28 protein-coding genes are annotated in these 23,071 nt (G+C 64.0%); 8 read left to right on the top strand and 20 right to left on the bottom strand.

Annotated features, from left to right (window positions below):
* Positions 1–188 precede the first annotated feature (188 nt).
* Together PV773_RS02425 and PV773_RS02420 are read left to right on the top strand one after the other, a co-directional pair.
* On the top strand, positions 189–545 hold the full coding sequence (locus tag PV773_RS02425) for a DUF5330 domain-containing protein (protein ID WP_347964796.1): 357 nt from the start codon (positions 189–191) through the stop codon (positions 543–545).
* A 79-nt stretch (positions 546–624) separates the two neighbouring features.
* Positions 625–1,050, top strand: a complete 426-nt coding sequence (locus tag PV773_RS02420) for a SufE family protein (protein WP_347964919.1) — start codon at positions 625–627, stop codon at positions 1,048–1,050.
* Between the two features lies 1 nt (position 1,051).
* On the opposite strand, the gene PV773_RS02415 is transcribed toward PV773_RS02420, so the two are convergent.
* Entirely contained in the window at positions 1,052–1,861 is an 810-nt protein-coding gene (locus PV773_RS02415) for a DUF6456 domain-containing protein (protein ID WP_347964795.1), read from the bottom strand.
* A 2-nt stretch (positions 1,862–1,863) separates the two neighbouring features.
* Positions 1,864–2,286 carry a helix-turn-helix domain-containing protein gene (locus PV773_RS02410; RefSeq protein ID WP_347964794.1) on the bottom strand — a complete coding sequence of 141 codons (423 nt, stop codon included), beginning with the start codon at positions 2,284–2,286 and terminating at the stop codon, positions 1,864–1,866.
* A gap of 115 nt (positions 2,287–2,401) precedes the next feature.
* Here PV773_RS02410 and PV773_RS02405 point away from each other — a divergent pair, with 115 nt between their 5' ends.
* Complete coding sequence (locus PV773_RS02405) at positions 2,402–2,854, top strand: hypothetical protein (protein WP_347964793.1); 453 nt, start codon at positions 2,402–2,404, stop codon at positions 2,852–2,854.
* Positions 2,855–2,872: 18 nt separating this feature from the next.
* On the opposite strand, the gene PV773_RS02400 is transcribed toward PV773_RS02405, so the two are convergent.
* The 9 genes from PV773_RS02400 to PV773_RS02360 form a co-directional block, all read right to left on the bottom strand.
* The gene (locus PV773_RS02400) at positions 2,873–3,298 is read right to left on the bottom strand and encodes a MucR family transcriptional regulator (RefSeq protein WP_347964792.1); all 426 of its coding nucleotides are present in this window, start codon (positions 3,296–3,298) and stop codon (positions 2,873–2,875) included.
* A gap of 269 nt (positions 3,299–3,567) precedes the next feature.
* Entirely contained in the window at positions 3,568–3,939 is a 372-nt protein-coding gene (gene mnhG / locus PV773_RS02395; RefSeq protein WP_347964791.1) for a monovalent cation/H(+) antiporter subunit G, read from the bottom strand.
* Positions 3,936–4,259 (bottom strand): cation:proton antiporter, encoded by a 324-nt coding sequence (locus PV773_RS02390; RefSeq protein ID WP_347964790.1) that lies wholly within the window; start codon positions 4,257–4,259, stop codon positions 3,936–3,938. The genes mnhG and PV773_RS02390 overlap by 4 nt, the downstream gene beginning before the upstream one ends.
* On the bottom strand, positions 4,256–4,729 hold the full coding sequence (locus tag PV773_RS02385; RefSeq protein WP_347964789.1) for a Na+/H+ antiporter subunit E: 474 nt from the start codon (positions 4,727–4,729) through the stop codon (positions 4,256–4,258). Before PV773_RS02385 ends, PV773_RS02390 begins: the two co-directional genes overlap by 4 nt.
* Entirely contained in the window at positions 4,726–6,303 is a 1,578-nt protein-coding gene (locus PV773_RS02380; RefSeq protein WP_347964788.1) for a Na+/H+ antiporter subunit D, read from the bottom strand. The genes PV773_RS02385 and PV773_RS02380 overlap by 4 nt, the downstream gene beginning before the upstream one ends.
* A gap of 2 nt (positions 6,304–6,305) precedes the next feature.
* Complete coding sequence (locus PV773_RS02375; RefSeq protein ID WP_347964787.1) at positions 6,306–6,683, bottom strand: Na+/H+ antiporter subunit C; 378 nt, start codon at positions 6,681–6,683, stop codon at positions 6,306–6,308.
* Complete coding sequence (locus PV773_RS02370; RefSeq protein WP_347964786.1) at positions 6,683–7,102, bottom strand: Na+/H+ antiporter subunit B; 420 nt, start codon at positions 7,100–7,102, stop codon at positions 6,683–6,685. Before PV773_RS02370 ends, PV773_RS02375 begins: the two co-directional genes overlap by 1 nt.
* Before the next feature lies 1 nt (position 7,103).
* Positions 7,104–9,422 carry a putative monovalent cation/H+ antiporter subunit A gene (locus tag PV773_RS02365; protein ID WP_347964918.1) on the bottom strand — a complete coding sequence of 773 codons (2,319 nt, stop codon included), beginning with the start codon at positions 9,420–9,422 and terminating at the stop codon, positions 7,104–7,106.
* 137 nt (positions 9,423–9,559) lie between these two features.
* Positions 9,560–9,928, bottom strand: a complete 369-nt coding sequence (locus PV773_RS02360) for an SH3 domain-containing protein (RefSeq protein ID WP_347964917.1) — start codon at positions 9,926–9,928, stop codon at positions 9,560–9,562.
* A 118-nt stretch (positions 9,929–10,046) separates the two neighbouring features.
* Between PV773_RS02360 and PV773_RS02355 the strand changes: the two genes are divergently transcribed.
* The gene (locus tag PV773_RS02355) at positions 10,047–12,146 is read left to right on the top strand and encodes a S9 family peptidase (protein ID WP_347964785.1); all 2,100 of its coding nucleotides are present in this window, start codon (positions 10,047–10,049) and stop codon (positions 12,144–12,146) included.
* A gap of 40 nt (positions 12,147–12,186) precedes the next feature.
* Here the strand turns inward: PV773_RS02355 and PV773_RS02350 are convergent, their stop codons facing one another.
* The 4 genes from PV773_RS02350 to PV773_RS02335 form a co-directional block, all read right to left on the bottom strand.
* Positions 12,187–13,137, bottom strand: coding sequence for a cytochrome c (locus PV773_RS02350; protein WP_347964784.1), 951 nt, complete (start codon positions 13,135–13,137; stop codon positions 12,187–12,189).
* A 10-nt stretch (positions 13,138–13,147) separates the two neighbouring features.
* Positions 13,148–13,585, bottom strand: coding sequence for a cytochrome c (locus tag PV773_RS02345; protein ID WP_347964783.1), 438 nt, complete (start codon positions 13,583–13,585; stop codon positions 13,148–13,150).
* A 189-nt stretch (positions 13,586–13,774) separates the two neighbouring features.
* A complete protein-coding gene (locus PV773_RS02340; protein WP_340035585.1) occupies positions 13,775–14,377 on the bottom strand; it encodes a superoxide dismutase in 603 nt (200 codons plus the stop codon).
* A 110-nt stretch (positions 14,378–14,487) separates the two neighbouring features.
* On the bottom strand, positions 14,488–15,366 hold the full coding sequence (locus tag PV773_RS02335) for a branched-chain amino acid aminotransferase (protein WP_347964782.1): 879 nt from the start codon (positions 15,364–15,366) through the stop codon (positions 14,488–14,490).
* A 141-nt stretch (positions 15,367–15,507) separates the two neighbouring features.
* On the opposite strand from PV773_RS02335, the gene PV773_RS02330 reads away from it, so the two are divergent.
* Together PV773_RS02330 and PV773_RS02325 are read left to right on the top strand one after the other, a co-directional pair.
* Positions 15,508–16,170 carry a haloacid dehalogenase type II gene (locus tag PV773_RS02330; RefSeq protein WP_347964781.1) on the top strand — a complete coding sequence of 221 codons (663 nt, stop codon included), beginning with the start codon at positions 15,508–15,510 and terminating at the stop codon, positions 16,168–16,170.
* 180 nt (positions 16,171–16,350) lie between these two features.
* On the top strand, positions 16,351–17,088 hold the full coding sequence (locus PV773_RS02325; RefSeq protein WP_347964780.1) for a L,D-transpeptidase: 738 nt from the start codon (positions 16,351–16,353) through the stop codon (positions 17,086–17,088).
* A gap of 160 nt (positions 17,089–17,248) precedes the next feature.
* Here the strand turns inward: PV773_RS02325 and PV773_RS02320 are convergent, their stop codons facing one another.
* The gene (locus tag PV773_RS02320; protein ID WP_347964779.1) at positions 17,249–18,790 is read right to left on the bottom strand and encodes a helicase HerA-like C-terminal domain-containing protein; all 1,542 of its coding nucleotides are present in this window, start codon (positions 18,788–18,790) and stop codon (positions 17,249–17,251) included.
* Positions 18,791–18,929: 139 nt separating this feature from the next.
* On the opposite strand from PV773_RS02320, the gene PV773_RS02315 reads away from it, so the two are divergent.
* Together PV773_RS02315 and PV773_RS02310 are read left to right on the top strand one after the other, a co-directional pair.
* On the top strand, positions 18,930–19,151 hold the full coding sequence (locus PV773_RS02315) for an AbrB/MazE/SpoVT family DNA-binding domain-containing protein (RefSeq protein ID WP_347964778.1): 222 nt from the start codon (positions 18,930–18,932) through the stop codon (positions 19,149–19,151).
* Complete coding sequence (locus tag PV773_RS02310) at positions 19,148–19,537, top strand: type II toxin-antitoxin system death-on-curing family toxin (RefSeq protein WP_347964777.1); 390 nt, start codon at positions 19,148–19,150, stop codon at positions 19,535–19,537. The genes PV773_RS02315 and PV773_RS02310 overlap by 4 nt, the downstream gene beginning before the upstream one ends.
* Here the strand turns inward: PV773_RS02310 and greA are convergent.
* The 4 genes from greA to PV773_RS02290 form a co-directional block, all read right to left on the bottom strand.
* A complete protein-coding gene (gene greA / locus PV773_RS02305) occupies positions 19,534–20,004 on the bottom strand; it encodes a transcription elongation factor GreA (protein WP_347964776.1) in 471 nt (156 codons plus the stop codon). The two genes, PV773_RS02310 and greA, sit on opposite strands and share 4 nt — an antisense overlap.
* Positions 20,005–20,070: 66 nt before the next feature.
* On the bottom strand, positions 20,071–21,075 hold the full coding sequence (locus tag PV773_RS02300; RefSeq protein WP_347964775.1) for an asparaginase: 1,005 nt from the start codon (positions 21,073–21,075) through the stop codon (positions 20,071–20,073).
* A 62-nt stretch (positions 21,076–21,137) separates the two neighbouring features.
* A complete protein-coding gene (locus PV773_RS02295) occupies positions 21,138–21,872 on the bottom strand; it encodes an SDR family oxidoreductase (RefSeq protein ID WP_347964774.1) in 735 nt (244 codons plus the stop codon).
* Positions 21,869–23,032, bottom strand: coding sequence for an acetyl-CoA acetyltransferase (locus PV773_RS02290; RefSeq protein WP_347964773.1), 1,164 nt, complete (start codon positions 23,030–23,032; stop codon positions 21,869–21,871). The genes PV773_RS02295 and PV773_RS02290 overlap by 4 nt, the downstream gene beginning before the upstream one ends.
* Positions 23,033–23,071: the final 39 nt, after the last annotated feature.

Below are 23,071 nucleotides of genomic sequence, written 5' to 3'. Positions count from 1 at the left end.
GGAGCATGACTCGCGCGGTCACGGCGCGTCCCGGCGCTCCGGAACAGTGAAAATTCGGTGAAAAAGCAACGCAAAATGCCGCCTTTTGCTGCAAGCGCTCCTTTCCTGGTCCGTGCCATTGTCGCGGCAATGCAGACACGCGGCCGGAGCGATTTCGCCCCGGCCCTCAATTTGGCAAGAGGCATGCCATGGGCTTTCTGATACGGGCCGCCTTCTGGTTCTCGCTGGTGCTGCTCTTCCTGCCGTTGAGCACCGGTCCGGACGGGGAAAGCCAGGTCAGCCCCCTGCAGGCGCTGTTTGCCGCACGCGAGGCGGTCGGCGACATCGCCGGCATTTGCGAACGCAAGCCCGAAGTTTGCGAAACCGGCAAGGCGGCGATGCAGACCATTGGGGTCAGGGCACGCGAAAGCGCCCGGATCGCCTACGAACTGCTGGACGAGCAGTTCGGCAAGCCCGACACAGCCACGCAGACGGGAAGCGTCGAGCCAGCGCCGGAAGCCGACGACCACCCGCAGCCAGCGCCGGCGCCAGCACCCGCCAATTGAGGCGACCTGCCCCCTCGCCCCCTTCCTGGCGGCATCTTTTTTCGTGACGGCCGAAGGCGCGGCCACTATATCCACCGGTATGACGACCTCGATCGACACCATCCGTGACGACTTCGCCTTCCTCGACGAGTGGGAAGATCGCTACCGCTATGTGATAGAACTCGGCGAAGCGCTGCCGCCCTTCCCGGACAGCGCGCGGATCGACACCAATAAGGTCCAGGGCTGCGTCAGCCAGGTCTGGCTCGTGACGCATCGCGGCGACGGGGCCGACCCGGTCATCCGTTTCCAGGGCGATTCCGATGCCCATATCGTGCGCGGGCTGGTCGCCATCATGCTCGCCCTGTTCTCGGACCGCCAGGCGAGCGAGATCCTGAGCACCGACGCCGAGGCCACGCTGCGGACGCTCGGCCTCGACGAGCACCTGTCGCCGCAGCGGGCAAACGGCCTGCGATCGATGGTCAAGCGCATCAAGCGCGATGCAGAGGCGGCGCTGCAGCCCGCCTGACCTATCCTTGCTCCAGCTTGGGACGGTAATCCGCCGTCCCCCAGTGCAGAACCTTGCCGCGTCGCCCATTGGCCGAGCCGGGATCGTAGTGGCGAGCAAGGGCGCCGAGTGCGGTCTTGAGCATGATCTTCGCCGAACGCACTGGCCAGCCGCGCTCGACTTCCACGCGCTCCAAGCCTTTCAGAAAACAGCAGACGTCGATCAAGACGCCGGCTAGTTCCGGACCCACGGCGTCAATGGCCATGTTGACGCGCTGGCGCGCTGCGAGCGCCGCGTCAGTGAGGTCGATCAGCCCGCCGCCACCAGTGCCGCGGCGGCCGGAGGCCACGCTCGCTTCCCAGTTGGCAGCCAGCCTCGGCATGATCTGCCCGCGCGTGTAGTCCGCGCGCAGGCGCTCGCCCGCCGCGAATTCGCCCCCCGTCAGGAAGGGATCGCCGGTCCTGTTCCGGCGGCGGACGAGTTGGCCCAAAGGCGACTCCGACAGGTTTATCAATGCAGCCTGGGCTCCGGCCGCGGTATCGACAAGGGCAATATCGAGATCGCCGTGCTGGGCCCTGAACGGGTCGGTCTCGCCGGCCTGCCGCCGCGCTGCGGACATCCCCTCCGGGGTCAGGCCGACGATTGCGCCATGTCGGCGCAACAGGCCTTCACGGGCAAGATCGGCCAACTGTCCTGCGTCGACGGCAATGCGGTCGCCCGTCTCGCTTTCGAGCAGGACCTTGTCGCCGCTGGCCGCCGGCGCGCAGTTGGCCCGCCCCTTCGCGAGCAGCTTCAGGATGCGTGCGTGCGCCTTTGCAGTTTCCCCGGTCATGATCAGCGCCCCAGCCTGTCTCGGAAAGCGGCGATCGCCACGCGCTCCGCCAATGAGACGATGCGGTCGAAGTCGGGGTCGTCGCGCAGGTCTTCGACCAGATGGCATGCATACAGGACCGTCGTCCTGTCACGCCCGAATCCGCGGCCGACGTCGCGCATGCTGAAACGGAAGACGACATGCGCGACATACATCGCGATCTGCCTCAGGCGGCTGATGTCGTTTCCGGTTCGGCCCAGGCGACGCAACTCCCTGCTGGGAACCCCGAACAGCGCCGCCATCAGGTCGATCATGGCATCGCACTGCTCGATGACCTCGTCGCTTCGCCTGTCGGCAGCAAGCTCCAGCCCCGTCCGTTCCAGCTGCGCGGCAACCTCGCGCGCCTCGTTCTGCCTTTTCGCCAGCACTGTCGACGTCGCTCCCACCAAACTCGCCCTCTCCGAAGATAGGAATAAGTTCTTATAGCGAGCATCGAGTCAGGTGTGAACAAAAAAAGAACGTATTTTCTTGTCCGGGGCCGCCAACCCCATGGAAACACTCATGCTTTTCTGTGCGAACAACAAAATTCGCTTTCAATTTCTCCTCACCTGCCTGGGCCGACGCATCATTCATCGAACAGCAACAAGGCAGGTGAAGATGAGAGATTTCCGAAACGAGATAATCGCATTCAGGCAGGACAAGCTGGCGGAACTGGCCGATGCCAGGCAGAGGGCGGCTTTGCAGCTCTGCTGCGGAATCGAACTCGCCGATGCGCTGTCCGGCGGACTCGCCTCCGCCCATTCCGTGCTGAGGCGCCTCGAGCGGGCGATCGAGCGCGAAAGGCTGAAAGGCGTCAACCGCCACTGGAGCTATGACTTGAACCGCCACATAGCGCTCAAGCAGGTGCGCGACCGGCTGAAAGGCGTTTCGCCTGCGGAACCTGCCAGGCTCACCTATCGGCCGCGCCACAGGCGCCGGAAAAGCAAAGCGGCACCCGAAGGTGCCGCTCATTGAGCAGAGGGTGGTGGGCGTTCACTTGCCCTTGCGCTTGCGGCCCAGGCCCATCTTCTTGGCCAGCTGGGAGCGGGCGGCTGCGTAGTTGGGCGCCACCATCGGATAGCTGGCGTCGAGGCCCCACTTCTCGCGATACTGGTCCGGCGTCATGTTGTAGTGGGTCATCAGGTGCCGCTTGAGCGACTTGAACTTCTTTCCGTCTTCAAGGCAGACGATGTAGTCGTCATGCACCGACCGCTTCGGGTTCACGGCCGGCTTCTGCTTGTCTGCGGGGGGCGCTTCGGTCGCGTTGCCGACGCGTCCAAGTGCTGCATGCACATCGGCGATCAGTCCCGGAAGCTCTCCGACCGGAACCGGATTGTTGCTGACATAGGCCGCCACCACGTCGGCGGTCAGCTCGATCAGCGTATCATTGTTTGCTGCAGGCGTTTCGGAAGTATCCATATTCTTCAGGCCCCAATGTGACTGGTTGTTTTTTTGCCCGATATTGCGATCGGGACGCGGCACGATTTTATACCGCAGTTTGCGACTGCGACTCGCGTTCCGTCACTTTAATGAGCCCGTATCAGCAATAAGTCAATTCACTATTCTTTTCGAATTCAAGAACAACGAATTCGACACTTCTCTAACAAATGAACGTTTTTGAAAACCATATATCATTTTCTGAGATCAACTCGCCCGATGACGATAGATCTCGCCCAGGCTCACCATCGTCATCCACCTTGGATTTGACCGTTCTTCTTGGGTGACACCACATTTTGGGCCAGTTCGTCCCGAACAGAGCCCTCCCACATGCGATATCCGGCCGAATATGACGCCTTGGCCAGTAGATGAGCCGAGATTGGTGCGGTGAGCACGAAGAAGCCGGCGCCGGCAAGAGCCCTGACACCGGTTGCGAACTCGCCGATGTGCAGCGCAAGCGCTACCAGCATCAGGCAGGATCCCAGCGTGCCGGCCTTGGAGGCGGCATGCATCCGGGTGAATACGTCCGGCAGGCGCAGCAGCCCGATCGAGGCCGTGAGCGCGAACAACGCCCCCACTACGATCAGCAACCCAGCCAGATAATCGCTGAATTCGCCCATCATCGCCGCTCCTCTTCCGTCTGTTCTTCCCGTTTCTTGGCGTCGGCGCCGCCGTTCATCACAAATCTTGCGAAAGCGACCGTGGCCAGGAAGCCGACCAGTCCGAGGGCAATCGCCACATCCATGTAGAGCCTGAACCCCGATCGGATGCCGAACACCGCGATGAAGCCGATGGCAACGGCAACCAGCATGTCGAGGGCCAGGATACGGTCGGGCAGCGACGGTCCCCTGACCACACGCACGACAACCAGCAGGAACGAAATGCTGAGTATTCCGAGAGCGAAGATCGCACTTGCTTCCAGGAAGGCTGCTCCAGACGTCATCTGAACGCCTCCATTATTCTTCTCTCGAAGCCTATCCTTATTTCTTCTTTTGCCCTTTCCGGATCGGAACAATCCATGCCGTGCACGAACAATGTGCGTCGATCCTCCGAAACGTCCACGGACAAGGTTCCTGGGGTCAGGGTGATCAGGTTGGCGAGCAGGGTGATCTCGAAATCACGTTCGACCTGCAGCGGATAGGCAAAGATGCCGGGCTTGATGTCCATGCGGGGCGAAAGCACCAGCCGAGCGACGCGCATGGCGGAAAGGACGAGTTCCTTGATGAACAGCAGCGCAAGCAGCAATGCCGCCCAGGGGCGAACCGTCACCTTCGCCGCTCGGAGCTGGTCGCGGACCAGGAACAGGACGCCCCAGCCGATGGCGATGCCCAGGATAAGGTTGGGCAGCGTGTAGCTGCCAGACATTCCGACCCATGCCAGCGCGAGCAGCACGACGTAACGCACGGGGATCATTGTCCACCTCCCGGCGGAAACACTGCCTGCACATAGGCGGACGTATCGATGAGGCCGCCGGCTGCGGCCGTCGCCGCCCGGACGAATGGCTCCGGCATGACGCCCATGCCCACCATCGCCAACGCCAGCAGCGTTATCGTGGCGACGCCCAGCCGGGACGCCGCAGCCTGGCCAGGTGCTTCAACTGGCCTACCCCCGGCCGGCACGGCGTCTGTCCGCCAGAAAGCAAGGATGAACACCCGCCCCAGGGCAATGGTCGCCAGGAAGCCGCTCAAGAGGACTGCGAAGGCAAGCGGCCATTCGCCGCCATCGAGCGCCGCCTTTACCAGCATGACCTTCGGCCACAGGCCGGAGCCTGGCGGCAGTCCCGCAACGGCGAGCGAGACCACCATGGCCAGCAGCGTCAGAAACGGGCTTGCCGCATACAGTCCGGAGAGCGAGTGAAGCGAGAAGCTTCCGCCGCGCTGGCGCATCAGGCCGCCAAGCAAATAGAGCGCCGAAAGCGAAACCATGGAATGCACGGCGTAGAAGATCGTGCCGGACAGGCCGCGTTCCGTGCCCAGCGCGATGCCGGCAAGCATCACGCCGACGCCGGAGATCACCAGGAAGCCGGAAATCCGCCGGATGTCGGATTGCGCCAGGGCGCCGAGCGCCCCGACCAGCATCGTCGCCGCCGCTATCCAGCCGATGACGCCTGCCAGTTCGGCGCGTTCCACGGCAAAGATGGTCAGCATCGTCCTGAGCAGGGCGTAGATGCCGACCTTGGTGAGCAGTCCGCCGAACAGCGCCCCGGTGATCACGGGCGGCGTGTGGTAGGAGGCGGGCAGCCAGAAGTTGACCGGAAAGGCCGCCGCCTTCATGCAGAAGGCGAGGAGGAACAGGGAAGCCAGCGTGGTGAGCGGGGCCGCGGCGTCCGCCTGGCCTACCCTGGCGGCGAGGTCGGCCATGTTGAGCGTGCCGAACGTGCCATACAGATAGCCGGTGGCGATCAGGAACAGGGTCGTGCCGACGAGATTCAGGATCGCATATTTGGTCGCGCCGTCTATCTGCGGCTTTTCCGAGCCCAGGATCAGCAGGCCGAACGAGGAAATCAGGAAGACCTCGAACCAGACATACAGATTGAACATGTCGCCGGTCAGGAAGGCGCCGCTGACACCGGCCATCATCAGGAGCAGGAACGGGTAGAAGCCATAGCGCCGGCCGGTGGCATCTATGTCCAGCACCGAATAGGCACAGCAGGCAAGCGCCACGAATGATGCAGTCAGCGAGAACATCGCTCCCAGCGCATCGACCGTGAACGAGATGCCGAAGGGCGGCAGCCAGCTGCCCATGGTCATCGAAACCGGCCCCTCGGCCAGCACGCGCATGAGCAGTGCGACGTTGGCGGCCACCATGGCGACCAGGGCCGCCACGGCCACCACAGCATGCCAGCGGACGTTGTGGCGGATCATCAGCAAGATCGCGCCGCAGACGATCGGAACCAACACCGGCGCCACCACCAGCCAGTCGGCCGCAGTGACGGGTGCCGCGATCATGGCAGCAGTCCTGCCGACGATTTCACCCTCGATCGCCATAGTCAGTACCCCATCGGCGGCAGGCCGTCGTCCGCCGGCTCGGCGATGCGCATGCCGTCGGTGTCGTCGGTGCCGATCTCCTGATAGGCCCGATAGGCCAGCACGAGCAGGAAGGCGAAGAACGAGAACGAGATGACGATCGCGGTCAGGATGAGGGCCTGCGGCAGCGGGTTGGCGACCCCCCCCGCGGGAACGTCGAGCCCTTCGGCGATGACCGGCGGGATCTCGCGCATCAGCCTGCCGTTGGTGAAGATCAGCAGGTTGACGGCGTTGCCGAACAGGGACACGCCCAGCAGGATGCGGATGATGTGCCGCGACAGCATCAGATAGATGCCGGCGGCAAAGAACAGGCCGACCAGGATGGCGAACACACTTTCCATCAATCGTGTTCCCTGTCCTCGAGCGCCAGCGCGATCGACGTGAACGAACCGACCACGACGAAGTAGACGCCGATATCGAAGAACATCACGGTCGACAGATCGACGCTGATGCCGAAAAGGCTCGGGGACGCCCACAGGCCCGTCAGGAACGGCACGCCGAACACCAGCGACGGCAGGCCGGCCATTGCCGCCAGGAACAGGCCGAAGCCGGCAACGGCCATCGGGTGGAAATGGAGCGCCCGGCGCACCGCCGGCACGCCGAAGGCGATGCCGTGGATGGCGAAGGCCGATGCGGCGATCAGGCCGCCGGTGAAGCCGCCTCCGGGCTCATTGTGGCCGCGCAGCATCACGAAGACGGAGAACATCAGCATCAGCCCGGTGAGGAAGGGTGCCGCGGTGCGGAAGATCAGCGTCTGCATGCTAGGCGTCCTCCGCCACGCGCGCGCGCGCCACCGTCTTCCTCGAGCGGATGCGGATCAGCGCCAGGATCGCGAGCCCCGTAATCATGACCACCGCGATCTCGCCCAGCGTATCCAGCCCGCGATAGTCGACGATGATGACGTTCACGACGTTGCGGCCATGCGCGATCGTCTTCGAGTAAGTGGCGAAGAACTGCGACAGCCTGTCGTCGAAGGGCAGCTGCGTCACCTTGAGCAGCAGCAGGGTGAAGGCGAGGCCGCAGGCGCCGGCAATCGTCATGTCGAGCAACTGTTGGCGAAGCGGGCGATGATCGGTGGGCGAAAGCCTGAGCCGCGTCATGACCAGTGCCAGGATCACCACCGCTAAGGTCTCCACCATGAACTGGGTGAACGACAGGTCAGGCGCCCCGAACAGCATGTACAGCACAGCCACCGCAAAGCCCTGGATGCCCAGGGAGACGATGGCCGTAAGGCGGCTGCGCGCCTGGACGACGGCGGCAAGGCCGATCACGGCAATCGCCATGACCGCCCATTCGTAGAACCGCAAGGTGGGCAGCACCGGCGCCGATGGCAGTTCGCCGGTGACGATCATCGGCACCAGCAAGGCGACGGCAACGGCGATGAAGGTGGCCGTCAGGTAGATGTCGAGGCGCCCGCTCTGGACGATGCGCGTCAGCCCCGTGGCGAAGCGCAGCAGCGCGCGCAGCGCCTGGTCGAAGCCGCGGTCCGGCCCCCAGCCGATGCCCGCGAGCACGCTGGCCATCAACGAGCGCAGCCGGTCGAGCCCGAGATAGGCCGTCACCCCCAGCGCAACCGTCAGTGCCGACAGAAAGAGCGGGACACCGAAGTGGGGCACGGCGGAAATGCTGACGTCGAGAGGGGTGCCGGCGACGGCGGTTGCGGCGGGCGAGGACAGCAGCTTGTGGGTCGTGGCCGACGCAAGGGCGGCCACGAGACCGGCTCCGCCGAGCACCACCGGCCCCAGCCAGAGCGAGGCCGGTCCTTCATGCGCAGGCTTCGGCGTCGCGACCGGCGCGCCGGCGAACGGGCGCAGCGCAACCGCAAATCCGATGGCGAACATCAGCGCATTGGCGCAGATCGCCACGGCAAGCAGCAGCGTGCGCCATCCGTCGGTCTCGTTGAGTGCGAGGTAGATTTCCTCCTTGGCGAGGAAGCCGAAGAAGAGCGGCAAGCCTCCCATCGAGAAGGCGGCCAGCATGGCGGCCGCAAAAGTCACTGGCATGGCGCGGCGCAGCCCGGCCAGCCTGGTCACGTCGCGCGTGCCCGCTTCGTGGTCGATCAGGCCGGCAACCATGAAGAGCGCGCCTTTGAACAGGGAATGCGCGATCAGATAGAGGGCTGCCGCCTCGACCGCCTTGTCCGAACCCAGGCCGGTCAGCATCACGAGCAGTCCCAGCGACGCGACGGTCGTGTAGGCAAGCATCAGCTTGAGGTCGACCTGCCGGATGGCGAGCAGCGCACCGACGGCGAGCGTGGCACCTCCAAACAGCGGCAGGATCGTCTCCCAGGCCGTCGTGCCGCCCATCACCGGGTTGAGCCGCATCACCAGATAGACCCCGGCCTTCACCATGGTCGCCGAATGAAGATAGGCCGACACCGGCGTCGGGGCCTCCATGGCGTTGGGCAGCCAGAAATGGAACGGAAACTGGGCCGACTTGGTGAAGGCTCCACCGAGCACGAGCAGCAGCGCCGCGAGGTAGAGCGGGCTCTGCCGCAGCGCCTCCCCCGACCCCAGCAGCGCCGAGAGTTCGCTGACGCCGGTCGCCTGCGATACGACCAGCAGGCTGGCAAGCAAAGACAGCCCGCCCAGTCCCGTCACCAGGAGTGCCTGCAATGCCGCGCGCCGCGCCGCCTCGCGGCGGTGATCGAAGCCGATCAGCAGGAAAGACGTGATGGAGGTCAGTTCCCAGTAGACGAACAGCATCAGGAACGAGTCCGAGACCACCAGCCCCAGCATCGCTCCCATGAACAGCAGCATGAAGGAGAAGAAGCGACCCTGATGCGGGTGCCCCTTCAGATACCCGCCGGAATAGACGACGATGAGCGTGCCTATGCCGGAAATCAACAGGGCAAAGGTCAGCGACAACCCATCCAGGAACCAGGCGAAGCGCAGACCCAGGCTGGGCGCCCAGTCAAATCCGCCGGAAACGCTGCGTGCATTGCCGACTGCCTCCAGCATCCCGGCGAAATGCACGAACATGATGAGCGGAATAGCGGCGAGCAGCCAACCGGCATAGTGTTTCGTCACGCGGACCAGCAACGGAGCGAGCAATGCCCCGACAAACGGCAGCATGAGTATCAGGAAGGTCAGCGCACAGGCCCTCTTTGTTTCTCACGTTGTTAGGGGCATAGACGTCCCGTCACACATGGGCAAGCCTGAACCGACCTTTTCAACGACAAGCGTGTTCCATTCGACAGTTGAACGGCGCCTCGCCTTCAGTACGCCGCGATGTACTTGCCGTAGACCCAACCGGTGACGAAGTTTCCGTTCTGCGCGGGGTCGTGCCAGACTTGGCACCAGCGGTAGCGGACGCGCTGCTCCTGCTTCCATTCAGCCAGATGGCCGATGTCGCGCAGATCGATCCCGCCGGTGCATTTGCCGGTCATCTGCAGCACGGCGCCGTTCGGATAGGCCGCCTGCTTCTGCGACGCGTTGGACGGGAACTTCCGAATATTGAGCGTATCGCCCCAGGGAACCTTGGCGACCTCCCAGGCCGAAAAGGCGGCGGCATTCGACTGGCCGGCGAAAAAGGCAACAGCTGACGCCGCGGCCAGCGCGGCTGCTGTCTTGAAAAGCATCTTCATCATCTCTCTCCGGCCTCAAGGGCGATGGAACGATGCAGCCACCATGCAACTCGGCTCTTGAACCCGCCCTGATCGGCGTGTTCATTCGCCATTCAAGATTCACACCATGCGAGACGCAATGACGAGACCCTCCATCTTCGCCGACATCCCTGCACCCCAGACCGAGCGGCGCCCGGTGAGCGACACGCGGCACGGTGTCACCCGTGTGGACGAGTACGCCTGGCTGCGCGCCGACAATTGGCAGGAGGTGTTCCGCGACCCCGGCCTGCTCGATCCGGCCATCCGCGCCCATCTGGAAGAGGAGAATCGCTATCAGGCCGAGCTGATGGCCGACACCGCCGGACTCAGGAAGGCGCTGTTCGCCGAGATGAAGGGGCGCATCAAGGAAGACGATTCCTCGGTGCCGATGAAGGACGGGCCTTTTGCCTACGGCTCCTCCTACAAGAAGGGAGGCGAACAGCCGCGCTACTTCCGCATTCCGAGCGCAGGTGGGTCAGAGGAGATCATCCTCGACGGCGACAAGGAAGCCGAAGGCCAGGCCTATTTCCGCCTCGGCGGGATGGACCATTCTTCAGACCATCGCCGGCTGATCTGGGGCTTCGACGACAAGGGTTCGGAATTCTACACCCTGCGCGTCCGCGACCTCGCCAGCGGCGGCGACCTTGGCGACGTGGTCGGCGACACCGGCGGCTCTGGTGTCTGGGACGGCGCCAACAAGGGCTTTTTCTATACCCGCCTCGACCCGAACCACCGGCCCTCGAAAGTCCTGTACCATGCGGTAGGCAGCGACGCCGCCGGAGACCGGCTGGTCTACGAGGAAACCGATCCGGGTTTCTTCATGAATGTCGGCGGCACGCGTAGCAACGAGTGGATCATGATCTCGATCAGCGATCATGAGACCTCCGAATACCGGCTCTTCCCCGCCTCCGACCCGGCCGCCGAACCCAAGCTCGTCGCCGCGCGCGAGACCGGCCTGCAATACGACCTCGAGGAGGGCGGCGACATCTTCTTCGTGCTGACCAATGCCGACGGCGCCAAGGACTTCAAGGTCATGACCGTTCCGGCTGCCGATCCGGTACGCGCCAACTGGAAGGAACTGGTCGCCCACGAGCCCGGCCGCCTGATCCTGTCGGTCATGGGCTTCAAGGATTACATGGTCCGCCTGGAACGAAAGGACGGCCTGCCGCGGATCGTCGTCCATGAACGGGCCACCGGCGACGAGCACCACATCGCCTTTGCCGAAGAAGCCTATTCGCTCGGCCTGTCGGGTTCGTACGAATACGACACCGACATCATCCGCTTCAGCTACTCGTCGATGACCACGCCGGCGCAGGTCTTCGACTACGACATGCGGACGCGCGAACGCGCCCTGCTCAAGACCCAGGAAGTACCTTCCGGCCACAACGCCGAAGACTACGTCACACGGCGGCTGATGGCGCCGGCGGAGGATGGCGAACTGGTGCCCATCTCGCTGATCCATCACCGCGACACCACGCTCGACGGCTCCGCGCCGTGCCTGCTCTATGGCTACGGCTCCTACGGGATCGCCATACCGGCCTCGTTCAACACCAACTGCCTTTCGCTGGTAGATCGCGGCTTCGTCTACGCCATCGCCCACATTCGCGGCGGCAAGGACAAGGGCTACGCCTGGTACGAAGACGGAAAGCGGACCGCCAAGCAGAACACCTTCAGGGATTTCATTGCCTGCGCCAGGCATCTCGTGGCGGAGCGCTACACCGCCCACGACCATATCGTCGCGCAGGGCGGATCCGCCGGCGGCATGCTGATGGGGGCGGTCGCCAACATGGCGCCCGAGGCCTTCGGCGGCATCATCGCCGAAGTCCCCTTCGTCGACGTGCTCACCACGATGCTGGACGACACGCTGCCGCTGACGCCGCCCGAATGGCCCGAATGGGGCAATCCGATCACCTCGGAGCACGACTACGAGACGATTGCGGCCTATTCGCCCTACGACAACGTCGCGGCGCTCGACTACCCGCCGATCCTCGCCGTTGCCGGCCTCACCGATCCGCGCGTCACCTATTGGGAGCCGGCGAAATGGGTCGCCCGCCTGCGCGAATGCAAGGCGGGCGCCAACCCGGTCCTGTTCAAGATCAACATGGATTCAGGCCATGCAGGCGCCTCCGGCCGCTTCTCGAGGCTGGAGGAGATTGCGTTCAACTATGCCTTCGCGCTGAAGATCGCGCAGCGCGCCTGATCGGAGCCAACCGAGCCGGCGGCACGCGCCGCCGGCCGGTTCAGTTCGCAGCCGCCTTCGCCGGCGGATAGCCGTTCGGCTCTGCCGGGATCGCCTTGAGATAGGCCGCGATGGCCTCGCGGTCCTCGGCCGCGAGCCGCGCCATGTTCTTCTGCACTTCGACCATCGTGCCGCCGACGGAATCGAATTCCGGCGTGAAGCCGGTTTCGAGGTAGCCCGCAATGTCGCTTTCGGACCAACTCCGGATGCCATTCCCGCCCGGCGTGATGTTGGGGACTACGCCCGTGCCTTCCGCCGCCACGGCGCCGGCCAGCCACTGGCTCCGCTTCGGTCCGCCGTCGAGTGCGCGCGGCGTGTGGCATTCGCCGCAATGGCCCGCGCCTTCGACCAGCATGCGTCCCCGCAGCACCTTTTCGGGCGTGCCGCCTGCGAAGGCCACGACCGGTTCGTCGCTGAGGTTGAGCAGCTTCCAGAGGCCCACCCCCCGCCGGACGTTGTAGGGGAAACTGAGGCTGTGGTCGGGCGCCCTGCCCGCCACCGGCGGCAGCGTCTTCATGAAGGCATAGAGGTCGGCGACGTCGCCCGGCTGCATGCGCGCATAGGACGGGTAGGGAAATGCCGGATAGAGATGCCGTCCGTCGCGCGACACCCCCTTCAGCATGGCATTGGCGAAGTCTTCCAACGACCAGGCCCCAATGCCGTCGGTCGGGTCCGACGAAATGTTCGGCGCCACGAAGGTTCCGAACGGCGTCTTGAGCTCGACACCGCCGACGAGCTGCAGGCGGGCATCGCCTTCCGCCTTCGGCCGGGCGTGGCAGGAGGCACAGCCGCCCGCGTCGAAGATGCGCTGGCCGCGAACGGCATCTCCCGTCCCGAGCGACGCGAGCGTCTCGGGTCCCAGTCTTTCCGGTTCGGTCAGCCACCAAAAGACCGCGGCCCCGGCGCCACCCAGCGCCAGAGCCGCAATCGTCAACTTCCTGAGAATAGCCATCCGCAGAGGATCAGCCCTTCTTGACGCGGAAGGCCTCATGGCAGGCGGCGCAAGTCTGGCCGATCGTGCCGACCTGAGCCTTCAGCGCGTCGAGATCCTGGGCCGGAGCCGCGGCGGCAGTGGCGGTGACCGACTTGAACTTGTCCACCTGCGCCTGGAATCCTGCCGCATCCGTCCAGATCTTCGGCGAGGCCGTGGTGTCGCCCTGGTCGCTTCCCGCGGGGAACGAAGCAGCCACGTCGATCTTCTGGACGTTGTCGTTGAGAGTCGTCAGCGCCGCCAGGACGGCCGCGGCATCGAACTGTGTTTCGCCCTTGACCATCGACACGAGGACGCCGACCTGCTTTGCGTTTTCCTTCATGACCGCCTTGCGATCGGCGATCACATCGGCAAGCGCCGCCGTGGTCGCGAGCGCCAGCGCCGTGATGGCAAGTACGTATTTTCTCATCAGTCCTCTCCGGGGTTGCAAATGCTGCCTTGGGGCAACGGCGAAACTGGCCGAATTCGTCCCGGAATTCTCTTCACGCTTACGTGATCTGGAAGGTTGGTCGATCACATCGAATAACAAAATGAAAACCCCGGCGTAGGCCGGGGATTTCACTTACTTGATCAAGTAATGGTCGTCGGGCTGATCTATTCAGCCCTTCGCCTTTTCATAGAGCTCAAGCACGTAGTCCCAATTGATCAGGCTGTCGACGAAAGCCTCCAGGTACTTCGGGCGCGCGTTGCGATAGTCGATATAGTAGGAGTGCTCCCACACGTCGACGCCCAGGATCGGGGTCGCGCCGTGGACCAGCGGGTTCTCGCCGTTCGGGGTCTTGGAGATCTCGAGCTTGCCGTTCTTGACGGAAACCCAGGCCCAGCCCGAACCGAACTGCGTGGTGCCGGCGGCGATGAAGTCAGCCTTGAACTTGTCGTAGCCGCCGAGATCGGCGTCTACCGCCTTCTGCAGCGCGGCGGGCAGCTTGTTGCCGCCGCCGCCCTTCTTCATCCACTTCCAGAAATGGACGTGGTTGTAGTGCTGGGCGGCGTTGTTGAACAGGCCGGCGTTCTTGCCGAACGACTGCTTCACGACCTCTTCCAGCGAGAGTTTGTCCAGGCCAGCTTCGGCCGCCAGCTTGTTGCCGTTGTCCACATAGGCCTTGTGGTGCTTGTCGTGATGGTACTCGAGCGTCTCCTTCGACATGAAGGGCTGCAGCGCCTCGTAGTCGTAGGGCAATTCGGGCAATTCAAAAGCCATGGATCATACTCCCTTGCTGGCAAAATCGCGGCATGTGTATGCCGTCTAGAGATAGGTTGCCACCTGCATGTGACAACGGTTGCGAGGCGCGTTTTTTCGGTTTGCGCCGCTCAGGCCCTGGGGGCCGAGTGCGCCCATTCCCAATATAGCTCGCGCGACAATTTTGCTACCGGTCCCGGCTGGAGAATTCTTTCTTCGATCCGCGTGATCGGGACGATCTTCGAGTGGTTGCCGGTGGAAAAGATCTCGTCGGCCTCGAGGAATTCCCGCACCGAGAGCGTCTTCTCGACGACGGACATGCCACGTTCCGCAAGCAGGCCCATTGTGCGGGTCCGCGTGATGCCGGAAAGGAAGGTCCCGTTGGGTGCCGGCGTGAAGACCTGGCCGTTCTTGACCATGAAGATGTTCGACGAGCCGGTCTCTGCGACATTGCCGAGCATGTCGAGCACGAGCGCATTGTCGAAGCCGCGCATCTTGGCTTCCAGGATCGCCCTGCCGTTGTTCGGGTACAGGCAGCCCGCCTTGGCGTTGGTCGGCATCGTCTCGAGGCTCGGGCGGCGGAACGGCGACAGGCCGATCGAGAAGCCCGCCGGCGGGATCATTGGCGCTTCATAGAGGCAAAGGCAGAACCTGGTCGACGCGGGATCGGCCGGCACGCCCATGTAGCCGCCGTGCTCGGCCCAGTACATGGGGCGGATGTAGACGGCCGTCTTGCCGTCGAACTTCTTGAGCCCGTCCCAGGTCAGTCCGACAATGTCTTCCGCAGCCATCGTCGGCTTCAGGCCAAGCGCGATCGCCGATGCGTTCACGCGCCGGGAATGGGCCTCGAGATCGGGAGCCACGCCTTCGAACCAGCGGGCGCCGTCGAACACGGTCGACGCCAGCCACATGGCGTGGCTGCGCGGCCCGATGACCGCAACGTTACCCTCGTACCAGTCTCCATCAACGAAGGTCCAAGTCGTGGATTGTGCAGCCGCTGCCAGCGTCATTGTAGGTTTCCCGTAACATCCGATTGATGGCGGTCATGGAAGAGGCTTTGTCCAGGCACGTCAACCGGCAGCCGGCCGAAATGTTGGAGCCAGACGCTCGGCGCCCTTGCGTCAGCCGGCAAGTCGGTGGAAAACCCTGCCATGCGCCATGCAGCCTACATATTCGACGCCTACGGCACGCTGTTCGACATCCATGCGGCCGTGCGGCGACATGCTGCCGAAATCGGTCCCGACGGCCTGTTGCTGTCCGAGATATGGCGGGCCAAGCAGCTCGAATATTCCTGGGTCCGCACGCTCATGGGCGCCCACGCCGATTTCTGGCAGTTGACCGAGCAGGCGCTCGACTACGCCTTCCGCAAGGTTCCGTCGGTCGACCCTGCGATGCGCGCGAAACTGCTCGACGCCTATTGGCACCTCGACTGCTATCCGGAGGTTCCGGCCGTGCTGCGCGCGCTCAAGGACAACGGCGCACGACTGGCCATCCTTTCGAACGGATCGCCCGAGATGCTCGACGCTGCGGTACGGTCCGCGGCTCTCGACATGATCCTGGACGAAGTGTTCTCGGTGGAAAGCGTCCGCCGCTTCAAGCCGGATCAGTCCGTCTACGACCTCGTGGCGAGCAACTGGCGGCTCTATCCGGACGCGGTGTCCTTCCAGTCGTCCAACCGCTGGGACATAGCAGGCGCGGCAAAGTTCGGCTTCCGCACCGTCTGGATAAATCGAAATTCACAGCCTGACGAATATAGCGACCATCCGCCGCATTTAATCCTTCCGTCGCTGGAAGGTTTGCTGACGCACGGCTAAGTCGTCACTGCAACACTTGTGGCAATATAGCAACAGTGATCAGTCGATCACAGATTTGCCATTGTTTTTCCACCTTCAAGCCTGAATTAACGACGCCTATCATCATACGCGTTAATGCGAACGCAACAGGTTTCTTTTATATTCACCATATCATCCGAACTGGAACTCCAGACTGCTGTCATGTCCATAATTCTTCCCCCTAAGCCATCCCTAAGCCGTCGCGGCTTCCTGAATCTGACGGCGGCCGGCGCCGCAACGGCGGCCCTTTCGGCTTGCGCCACCACCAACGGAGGCGATCAGGCTTCGGCCGCTTCCGTGGGACAGCCGCCCGCCAGCGTCGAGCCGGCATTCGGCGACTATACGACCATGTACTCGTCCGTCGTCGACGAGGGGTATGAGATCCCGGCGATCCCGCTCAAGAAGGTCCAGAGCAAGTTCATGCGGCAGATCGTTCCCGATCCCACCGGTGAGCGGCCCGGCACCATCGTGGTCGATACGTCGGCCTTCTTCCTGTATCTGGTGCGTGAAAACGGCGAGGCGCTGCGCTATGGCGTCGGCCTCGGACGCCAGGGGTTTGCATGGTCCGGCCGCGCCGTCATGCAGTGGAAGCGCAAGTGGCCGACCTGGACCCCGCCGGATGAAATGATCACCCGCCAGCCGGAACTCGAGAAGTACAGCGCCCGCAACGGCGGCATGCAGCCCGGGCTGACCAACCCGCTCGGCGCCCGTGCGCTCTACATCTTCCAGAACAAGCAGGACACGCTTTACCGTATCCACGGCTCGCCGGAATGGTGGTCGATCGGCAAGGCGGTTTCCTCGGGCTGCGTCCGCATGATGAACCAGGACGTGATCGACCTCTACGATCGCGTTCCCAACGGAAGCCCGATCCTGGTCACCAGCGGGCTTGGTACCGCTTGATCTGATTTCGGATTGACCAAATATTGCGGCGGCGTGCCTTTGCACGCCGCCGTTTTCGTTAAAGCAATTCCAGGAAAAGTGTGAAGCGGTTTTCCGTCCGGAATTGCGTCAAAACAAAGAGATAGAGCGTTCTCGCAATTCGAAGAAAGGCGGAACCGCTCTAGAAGCCCTTCTTCAGGCTCCCCAGAATTCCTCGAACCAGCTCGCGTCCGAGCGACGAGCCGACCGAGCGGACCACCGACTTGATCGCGGCTTCGGCCACGGATTGGCGGCCAGAGCTGCTGCGCTGCCGCGGGGCGCCACCGGACGTGCGGTCGCCGTCGTTGCCAAAGCCCGGGATCGTCCAGCCGCCGCCACCGGTATCCGCCTTCTGGGCCTCCTGCTGCGCCTGCTGAGCCTCGGCTGCCTTCTTCTGCAGCCTTTCGAACGCCGATTCACGGTCGACCGTCTGGTCGTACTGGCCGGCGACCGGGCTCTCGTTGATCAGCTTGCGCCGCTCGTCGGCGGTAACCGGGCCGAGGCGCGAAGCCGGCGGACGGATGAGCGTCCGCTGCACCATCGCCGGCACGCCCTTGGCCTCGAGCATCGAAACCAGCGCTTCTCCGGTGCCGAGCTGGGTGATGGCGGTCGCGCAGTCGAAGTCCGGGTTCGGCCGGAATGTATCGGCGGCCGTCTTCACCGCCTTCTGCTCGCGCGGCGTGTAGGCACGCAGCGCGTGCTGCACCCGGTTTCCGAGCTGGGCGAGCACGGTATCCGGAACGTCGAGCGGGTTCTGGGTGACGAAATAGACGCCCACGCCCTTTGATCGGATCAGGCGCACGACCTGCTCGACCCGGTCGACCACGATCTTCGGCGCTTCGTCGAACAGGAGATGCGCTTCGTCGAAGAAGAAGACCAGTTTCGGCTTGTCGGGATCGCCCACCTCCGGCAGCACCTCGAACAGCTCAGAGAGCAGCCAGAGCAGGAAGGTCGCATAGAGCCGCGGGTTCATCATCAGCTTGTCGGCGGCCAGAACGTTGATCGCGCCGCGGCCATCGCGGGTCGTCCGCATGATGTCGGCAATCTTCAGCGCCGGCTCGCCGAAGAAGTTATTGCCGCCCTGCTGCTCCAGGACGAGCAGCGAACGCTGGATCGCCCCGACCGAAGGCTTGGTCACGTTGCCGTAGCGGGCGCCGATCTCGTCGGCGCGTTCGGCGATGTTGGCGAGCAGCGCCTGCAGGTCCTTCATGTCGAGCAGCAGGAGCCCCTCTTCGTCGGCGATGCGGAAGGCAATGTTCAGCACGCCTTCCTGCGCCTCGGTCAGGTTCATGAGACGCGACAGGAGCAGCGGGCCCATCTCCGACACCGTTGCCCGGATCGGATGTCCCTGTTCGCCGAACAGGTCCCAGAAGATCACCGGGAATTCCTGGAACTCATAGGGGTCGAGCTTCACCGCCTGGGCGCGGGCGACCAGGAAGTCCTTGGCCTCCCCCATCATGGCAATGCCCGACAGATCGCCCTTGATGTCGGCGCAGAAGACCGGCACGCCGGCATTCGAGAAACCCTCGGCGAGAATCTGCAGCGTCACGGTCTTTCCGGTGCCGGTCGCGCCGGTGACGAGGCCGTGGCGGTTGCCGTATTTCAGCAGCAATGCTTCGGGCCGCTGGTAGCTGTCGTCCGGCTTGCGGCTGGCACCAATGAAAATGCTGTCGTCCTGCGCCATGGGCTTCCTCTCCGGCAATGCGATGTCGCGACCGCCTTCGCGGCCCCTGCAAGGTATAGTGGCCGCCTCACCGGGCGACAATGGCTTGGTTCCTTCCAGCCTCCATGTTATACATGGGTTATAACATGGAGATGCAGCCATGAACGTGACCGTGCGCAAGATCGGAAACTCGGAAGGCGTGATCCTGCCCAAGGAGGTGCTCGACCGGCACAATCTCAGGGCTGGCGATACTTTGGAGATTATCGAGTCCAAGGATGGCCTGACCCTGAAGCCGACCGACGACGTCTTCGAACGGCAGATGGAGGCCGCCCGCAAGTTCATGGACAAGTACAAGGTCGCGCTTCAGAAGCTGGCCGAATGAGCCCGCTTTTCCTATCCAGGCGCGTCGTGGAAGCAATGCATGCCGAGCAACTGAAGCGGCATGGCGGCGCTCACGGCCTGCGCGACGAAAATGACCTTGGGTCTGCTCTGGCGCGGGCGGAAACCAAGGCCATCTATGGCGAACCTACGGTAATCGAGCTCGCCGCGGCATATCTCTTCGGCATCGCGCGCAACCATGCCTTCGTCGACGGCAACAAACGAACGGCGATTGTCGCCGCCGGCACCTTTCTGGCCGTAAATGGCTACGAACTGATCGCAGACGATGGCGCACTTTATCTATTTGTGATGGGCGTCGCCGCCGGCGAGATCGATGAAGCGGGCGCCGCCGCGTTCTTCCGCGACCACACGATCGCAATCGAAAGCTAGATACGGATCTCGACGATCTCCCAATCGCGCCCGTTGACGGTGGCGACTTCGCCCACGCCCTTGCCGAAAAGAGCCTGCGCCATGGGCGAAACATGCGAAATGCTGCCCGTGGCGGCATTGGCCTCGTCTTCGCCGACAAGGCGCCAGGCATTGCGCTTGCCGTCATCGTCCTCGATCGTCACCTTCATACCGAAGCGCACGACGGAACTGTCAGGTTCGGGAACCGAGACCTCCGCATTTTCCCGGCGCGCCTGCCAATAGCGAAGATCGCGCGAAACCGTCGCAATGCGCTCGCGGTCGGCCTCGCCTTCGGCCTTCGCCAAATCCTCGCGCAGCCGGCCCAGCTCGGCCTCGATCTGCGCCAATCCGTGCTCGGTCACCAGATTGCGGTGTGTGCTTACCGGCCTCTCGCCGATGTCGGCGATCTGGTTTTCGCTATCGTCTTCACGTGTGAAAGCTCTACTCATGGAAAGAACCTAGGCCTTCGTTTGGTCGATAACAAGCCGGCTGATCTCAGCGTATCTCAGCACCCTTTAGGCTAGTGCTTCGGTTGGCCTGAGCGACGCGGCCTCGATCGCGTTCCAGTTCTTCAGGACAGGATTGGCCGCGTGTCGCATCCTGGCAGCCAGCCCGCCGTCGCCCGAAAGAAGCCTGGCCAGCACGGCCGAAATCATCACCTCGGCCGCCCGGCCCGCGCCGTCGTCGCATTTGAGCGCGATGCCGAGCCCAAGCTCCGGCATCGCCGCGCAATAGACGCCTTCGGCACCGACCTTGACGAAGATCCTTCCGGGGGCAGCCTCCATCAACTCGGTATCGGCCCTTCCGGTTCCGGCGACCATGAACGGTTCCGCCATGCAGGCTGCAAGAAGCCGGCGCGCGGCCTTGGCTCGCTCCGGTCCCAAACCAGTTCCGGTCGCCATCCGGGCAAAGCCCAGGGCAAGATTGTCGAGCGGAATGGCGAATGTCGGGATCGAGCACCCGTCGGTGCCGCGGTTGGAGGCGTCATGGGCCGTGCCGGTCACTTGCTCCATCGTCTGGCGAACCATCTGCTGGAAGCGATGGTCGGCGCCGACATAGCCGCGATGGTCGATGCCCAGGTGCCTGCAGGTGCAGACGAAGCCCGCATGCTTGCCCGAACAGTTGTTGTGGAGAGCGCTCGGAGCCGCCCCGCTGCGCGCCAGTCCAATCATCGCGCCCTGTCCGGACGGCCAGTGCGCGCCACACTCCAGGGCCTCCGCTCCGAGACCGGCCTTGGCCAGCATGGATTGCGCCAGTTCGACATGGCCCGGCTCGCCGGAGTGCGAGGCGCAGGCAAGCGCCAGTTCGCGCTCGCCGAAGCCGAAGCGGTCCGCAGCACCACTCTCGACGAAAGGCAGCGCCTGGATCGCCTTGACGGCCGATCGCGGAAACACCGGCCGCGCGGTGTCGCCCAGGGCAAGAACCTTCCCGCCATCCGCATCCATCACCACGACCGAGCCGCGATGGACGCTTTCGACGGTGCCGCCACGCAGCATCTCGACGAGTACCGGATTTGTCATGTCTAGCGAGCCTTCATGCAACTGCAACAATCGATGACCGACGCGATCTCACGCAGGGTCGCTCACGGTCGGTCTATCGATAGCCCGGCTGCAAGCAATCCGCCATCCACGGCCAGCGTATGGCCATTGATGTAGCTCGCTTCGGGTGAAAGCAGGAATGCAGCAGCCGCTGCGATCTCGTCCGGTTCGGCAAACCGCCCCTGCGGGACATGCCTCGATTCGATGCGGCCATTGCCGGGCGCATATGCGTCTTCACCCGATGGACCGGCAGCAATCGCATTCACCCTGACCCCGCGCCCCGCACATTCGAGCGCCAGCGCCTGCGACATCAGCTTGAGCCCGGCTTCCGAGGCGGCCACGGCCAATTGGCCGTGATTTGCCCGCAGCCCCGCCAACGAACCGATGCTGACGATCGAAAGCGATGCGCCCATGCGTTCGAGCGCCGCCTTCGCCGCGATGAAGGGGGCCACGAGGTTGAGGTCGAGCGCCTCGCGCAACGTTTCGGCGCTGGTGTCCTCGACCGAGGAACTCCGCCCAAACCCGGTCATCGCAACCAGGCCGCCTATGAGGCCAAGCCGGTCGACCACCTGGTCGAAGGCGTCGGCCACATCGTCCTCGTCGGTCGGGTCGGCCTCGATGAAGACGACTTCGTCGTTGTCGATCTGATCTTCCGCCGCCTGGAGCGCTCCGCCGTCGGGGTCGATCACCGCCACCGGCCATCCGTCGGCGATCAGGCGCTCGGCCACTGCAAGGCCGATGCCCGAAGCGCCGCCGATGACCACGGCGGAATGCCTCATCTGATGCGGTCCAGGATGGAGACGTAGTTGGCGACGGCCGCACCGCCCATGTTGAAGATGCCGCCGAGCCTGGCGTCCTTGACCTGGATGCCGCCGGCCTCGCCGGCCAGCTGCATGGCCGTCAGCACGTGCATCGAAACCCCGGTCGCACCGATCGGGTGGCCCTTGGACTTGAGGCCGCCGGAGGGATTGACCGGCAGGCGGCCGTCCTTGGCGGTGATGCCTTCCATGGCGATGCGGGCACCCTCGCCGCGCGGCGCCAGCCCCATCGCCTCGTATTCGATCAGTTCGGCGATGGTGAAGCAGTCATGCGTCTCGACGAAGGAGAGGTCGTCGAGCGAAATCCCGGCCGACTTCAGCGCCTTGTTCCACGCCACCTCGCAGCCTTCGAACTGCAGGATGTCGCGCTTCGACATCGGCAGGAAGTCCTGCACGTGCTCGTTGGCGCGGAAGGCAATCGCCCGGCGCATCCTCAGCGCCGTGGTCGCGTCGGTCAGCACCAGGGCGGCAGCGCCGTCCGACACCAGCGAGCAGTCGGTGCGCTTCAGCGGCCCGGCGACGAAGGGGTTCTTCTCGCTCTCCTGGCGGCAGAAGTCGAAGCCGAAATCCTTGCGCATCTGGGCGTAGGGGTTGTCGACGCCATTCTTGTGGTTCTTGGCCGCGATCATCGCCAGCGCGTCCGACTGGTCGCCGTAGCGCTGGAAATAGGCCTGGGCGATCTTGCCGAACACACCCGCGAAGCCGGCAGGCGTATCGCCATCCTCGGGCAGGTAGGAGGCACGCAGCAGGTTCTTGCCGATCTCCGGCCCCGGCGTCGTGGTCATCTGCTCGGCGCCGACCACCAGCACGATTCGCTGGCCGGCATTCACGGCGCGGATTCCCTGGCGCACGGCGGCCGACCCGGTGGCGCAGGCATTTTCGACACGCGTCGCCGGCTTGAAGCGCAAGCGGTCATCGGCCTGGAGCACGAGGCTCGCGGTGAAGTCCTGGGCCGAGAAGCCGGCGTTGAAATGGCCGAGCACGATCTCGTCGACATCGTCCGGGCCGATGCCGGCATGTTCGAGCGCTTCGTTCGCGACCTTGGTGATGAGGCTTTCGAGCGTCTCGCCTTCGAGCTTGCCGAAGCGCGAATGGGCCCAGCCCACGATGCATGCGGTCATGTTCGTCTCCGTCGCCGATTCACATTTTGCGCCATTTGC

Source organism: Mesorhizobium sp. CC13, assembly GCF_039907765.1.
Taxonomy (GTDB): Bacteria; Pseudomonadota; Alphaproteobacteria; order Rhizobiales; family Rhizobiaceae; genus Aminobacter.
This window is presented reverse-complemented; position numbering and strand designations above follow the sequence as displayed.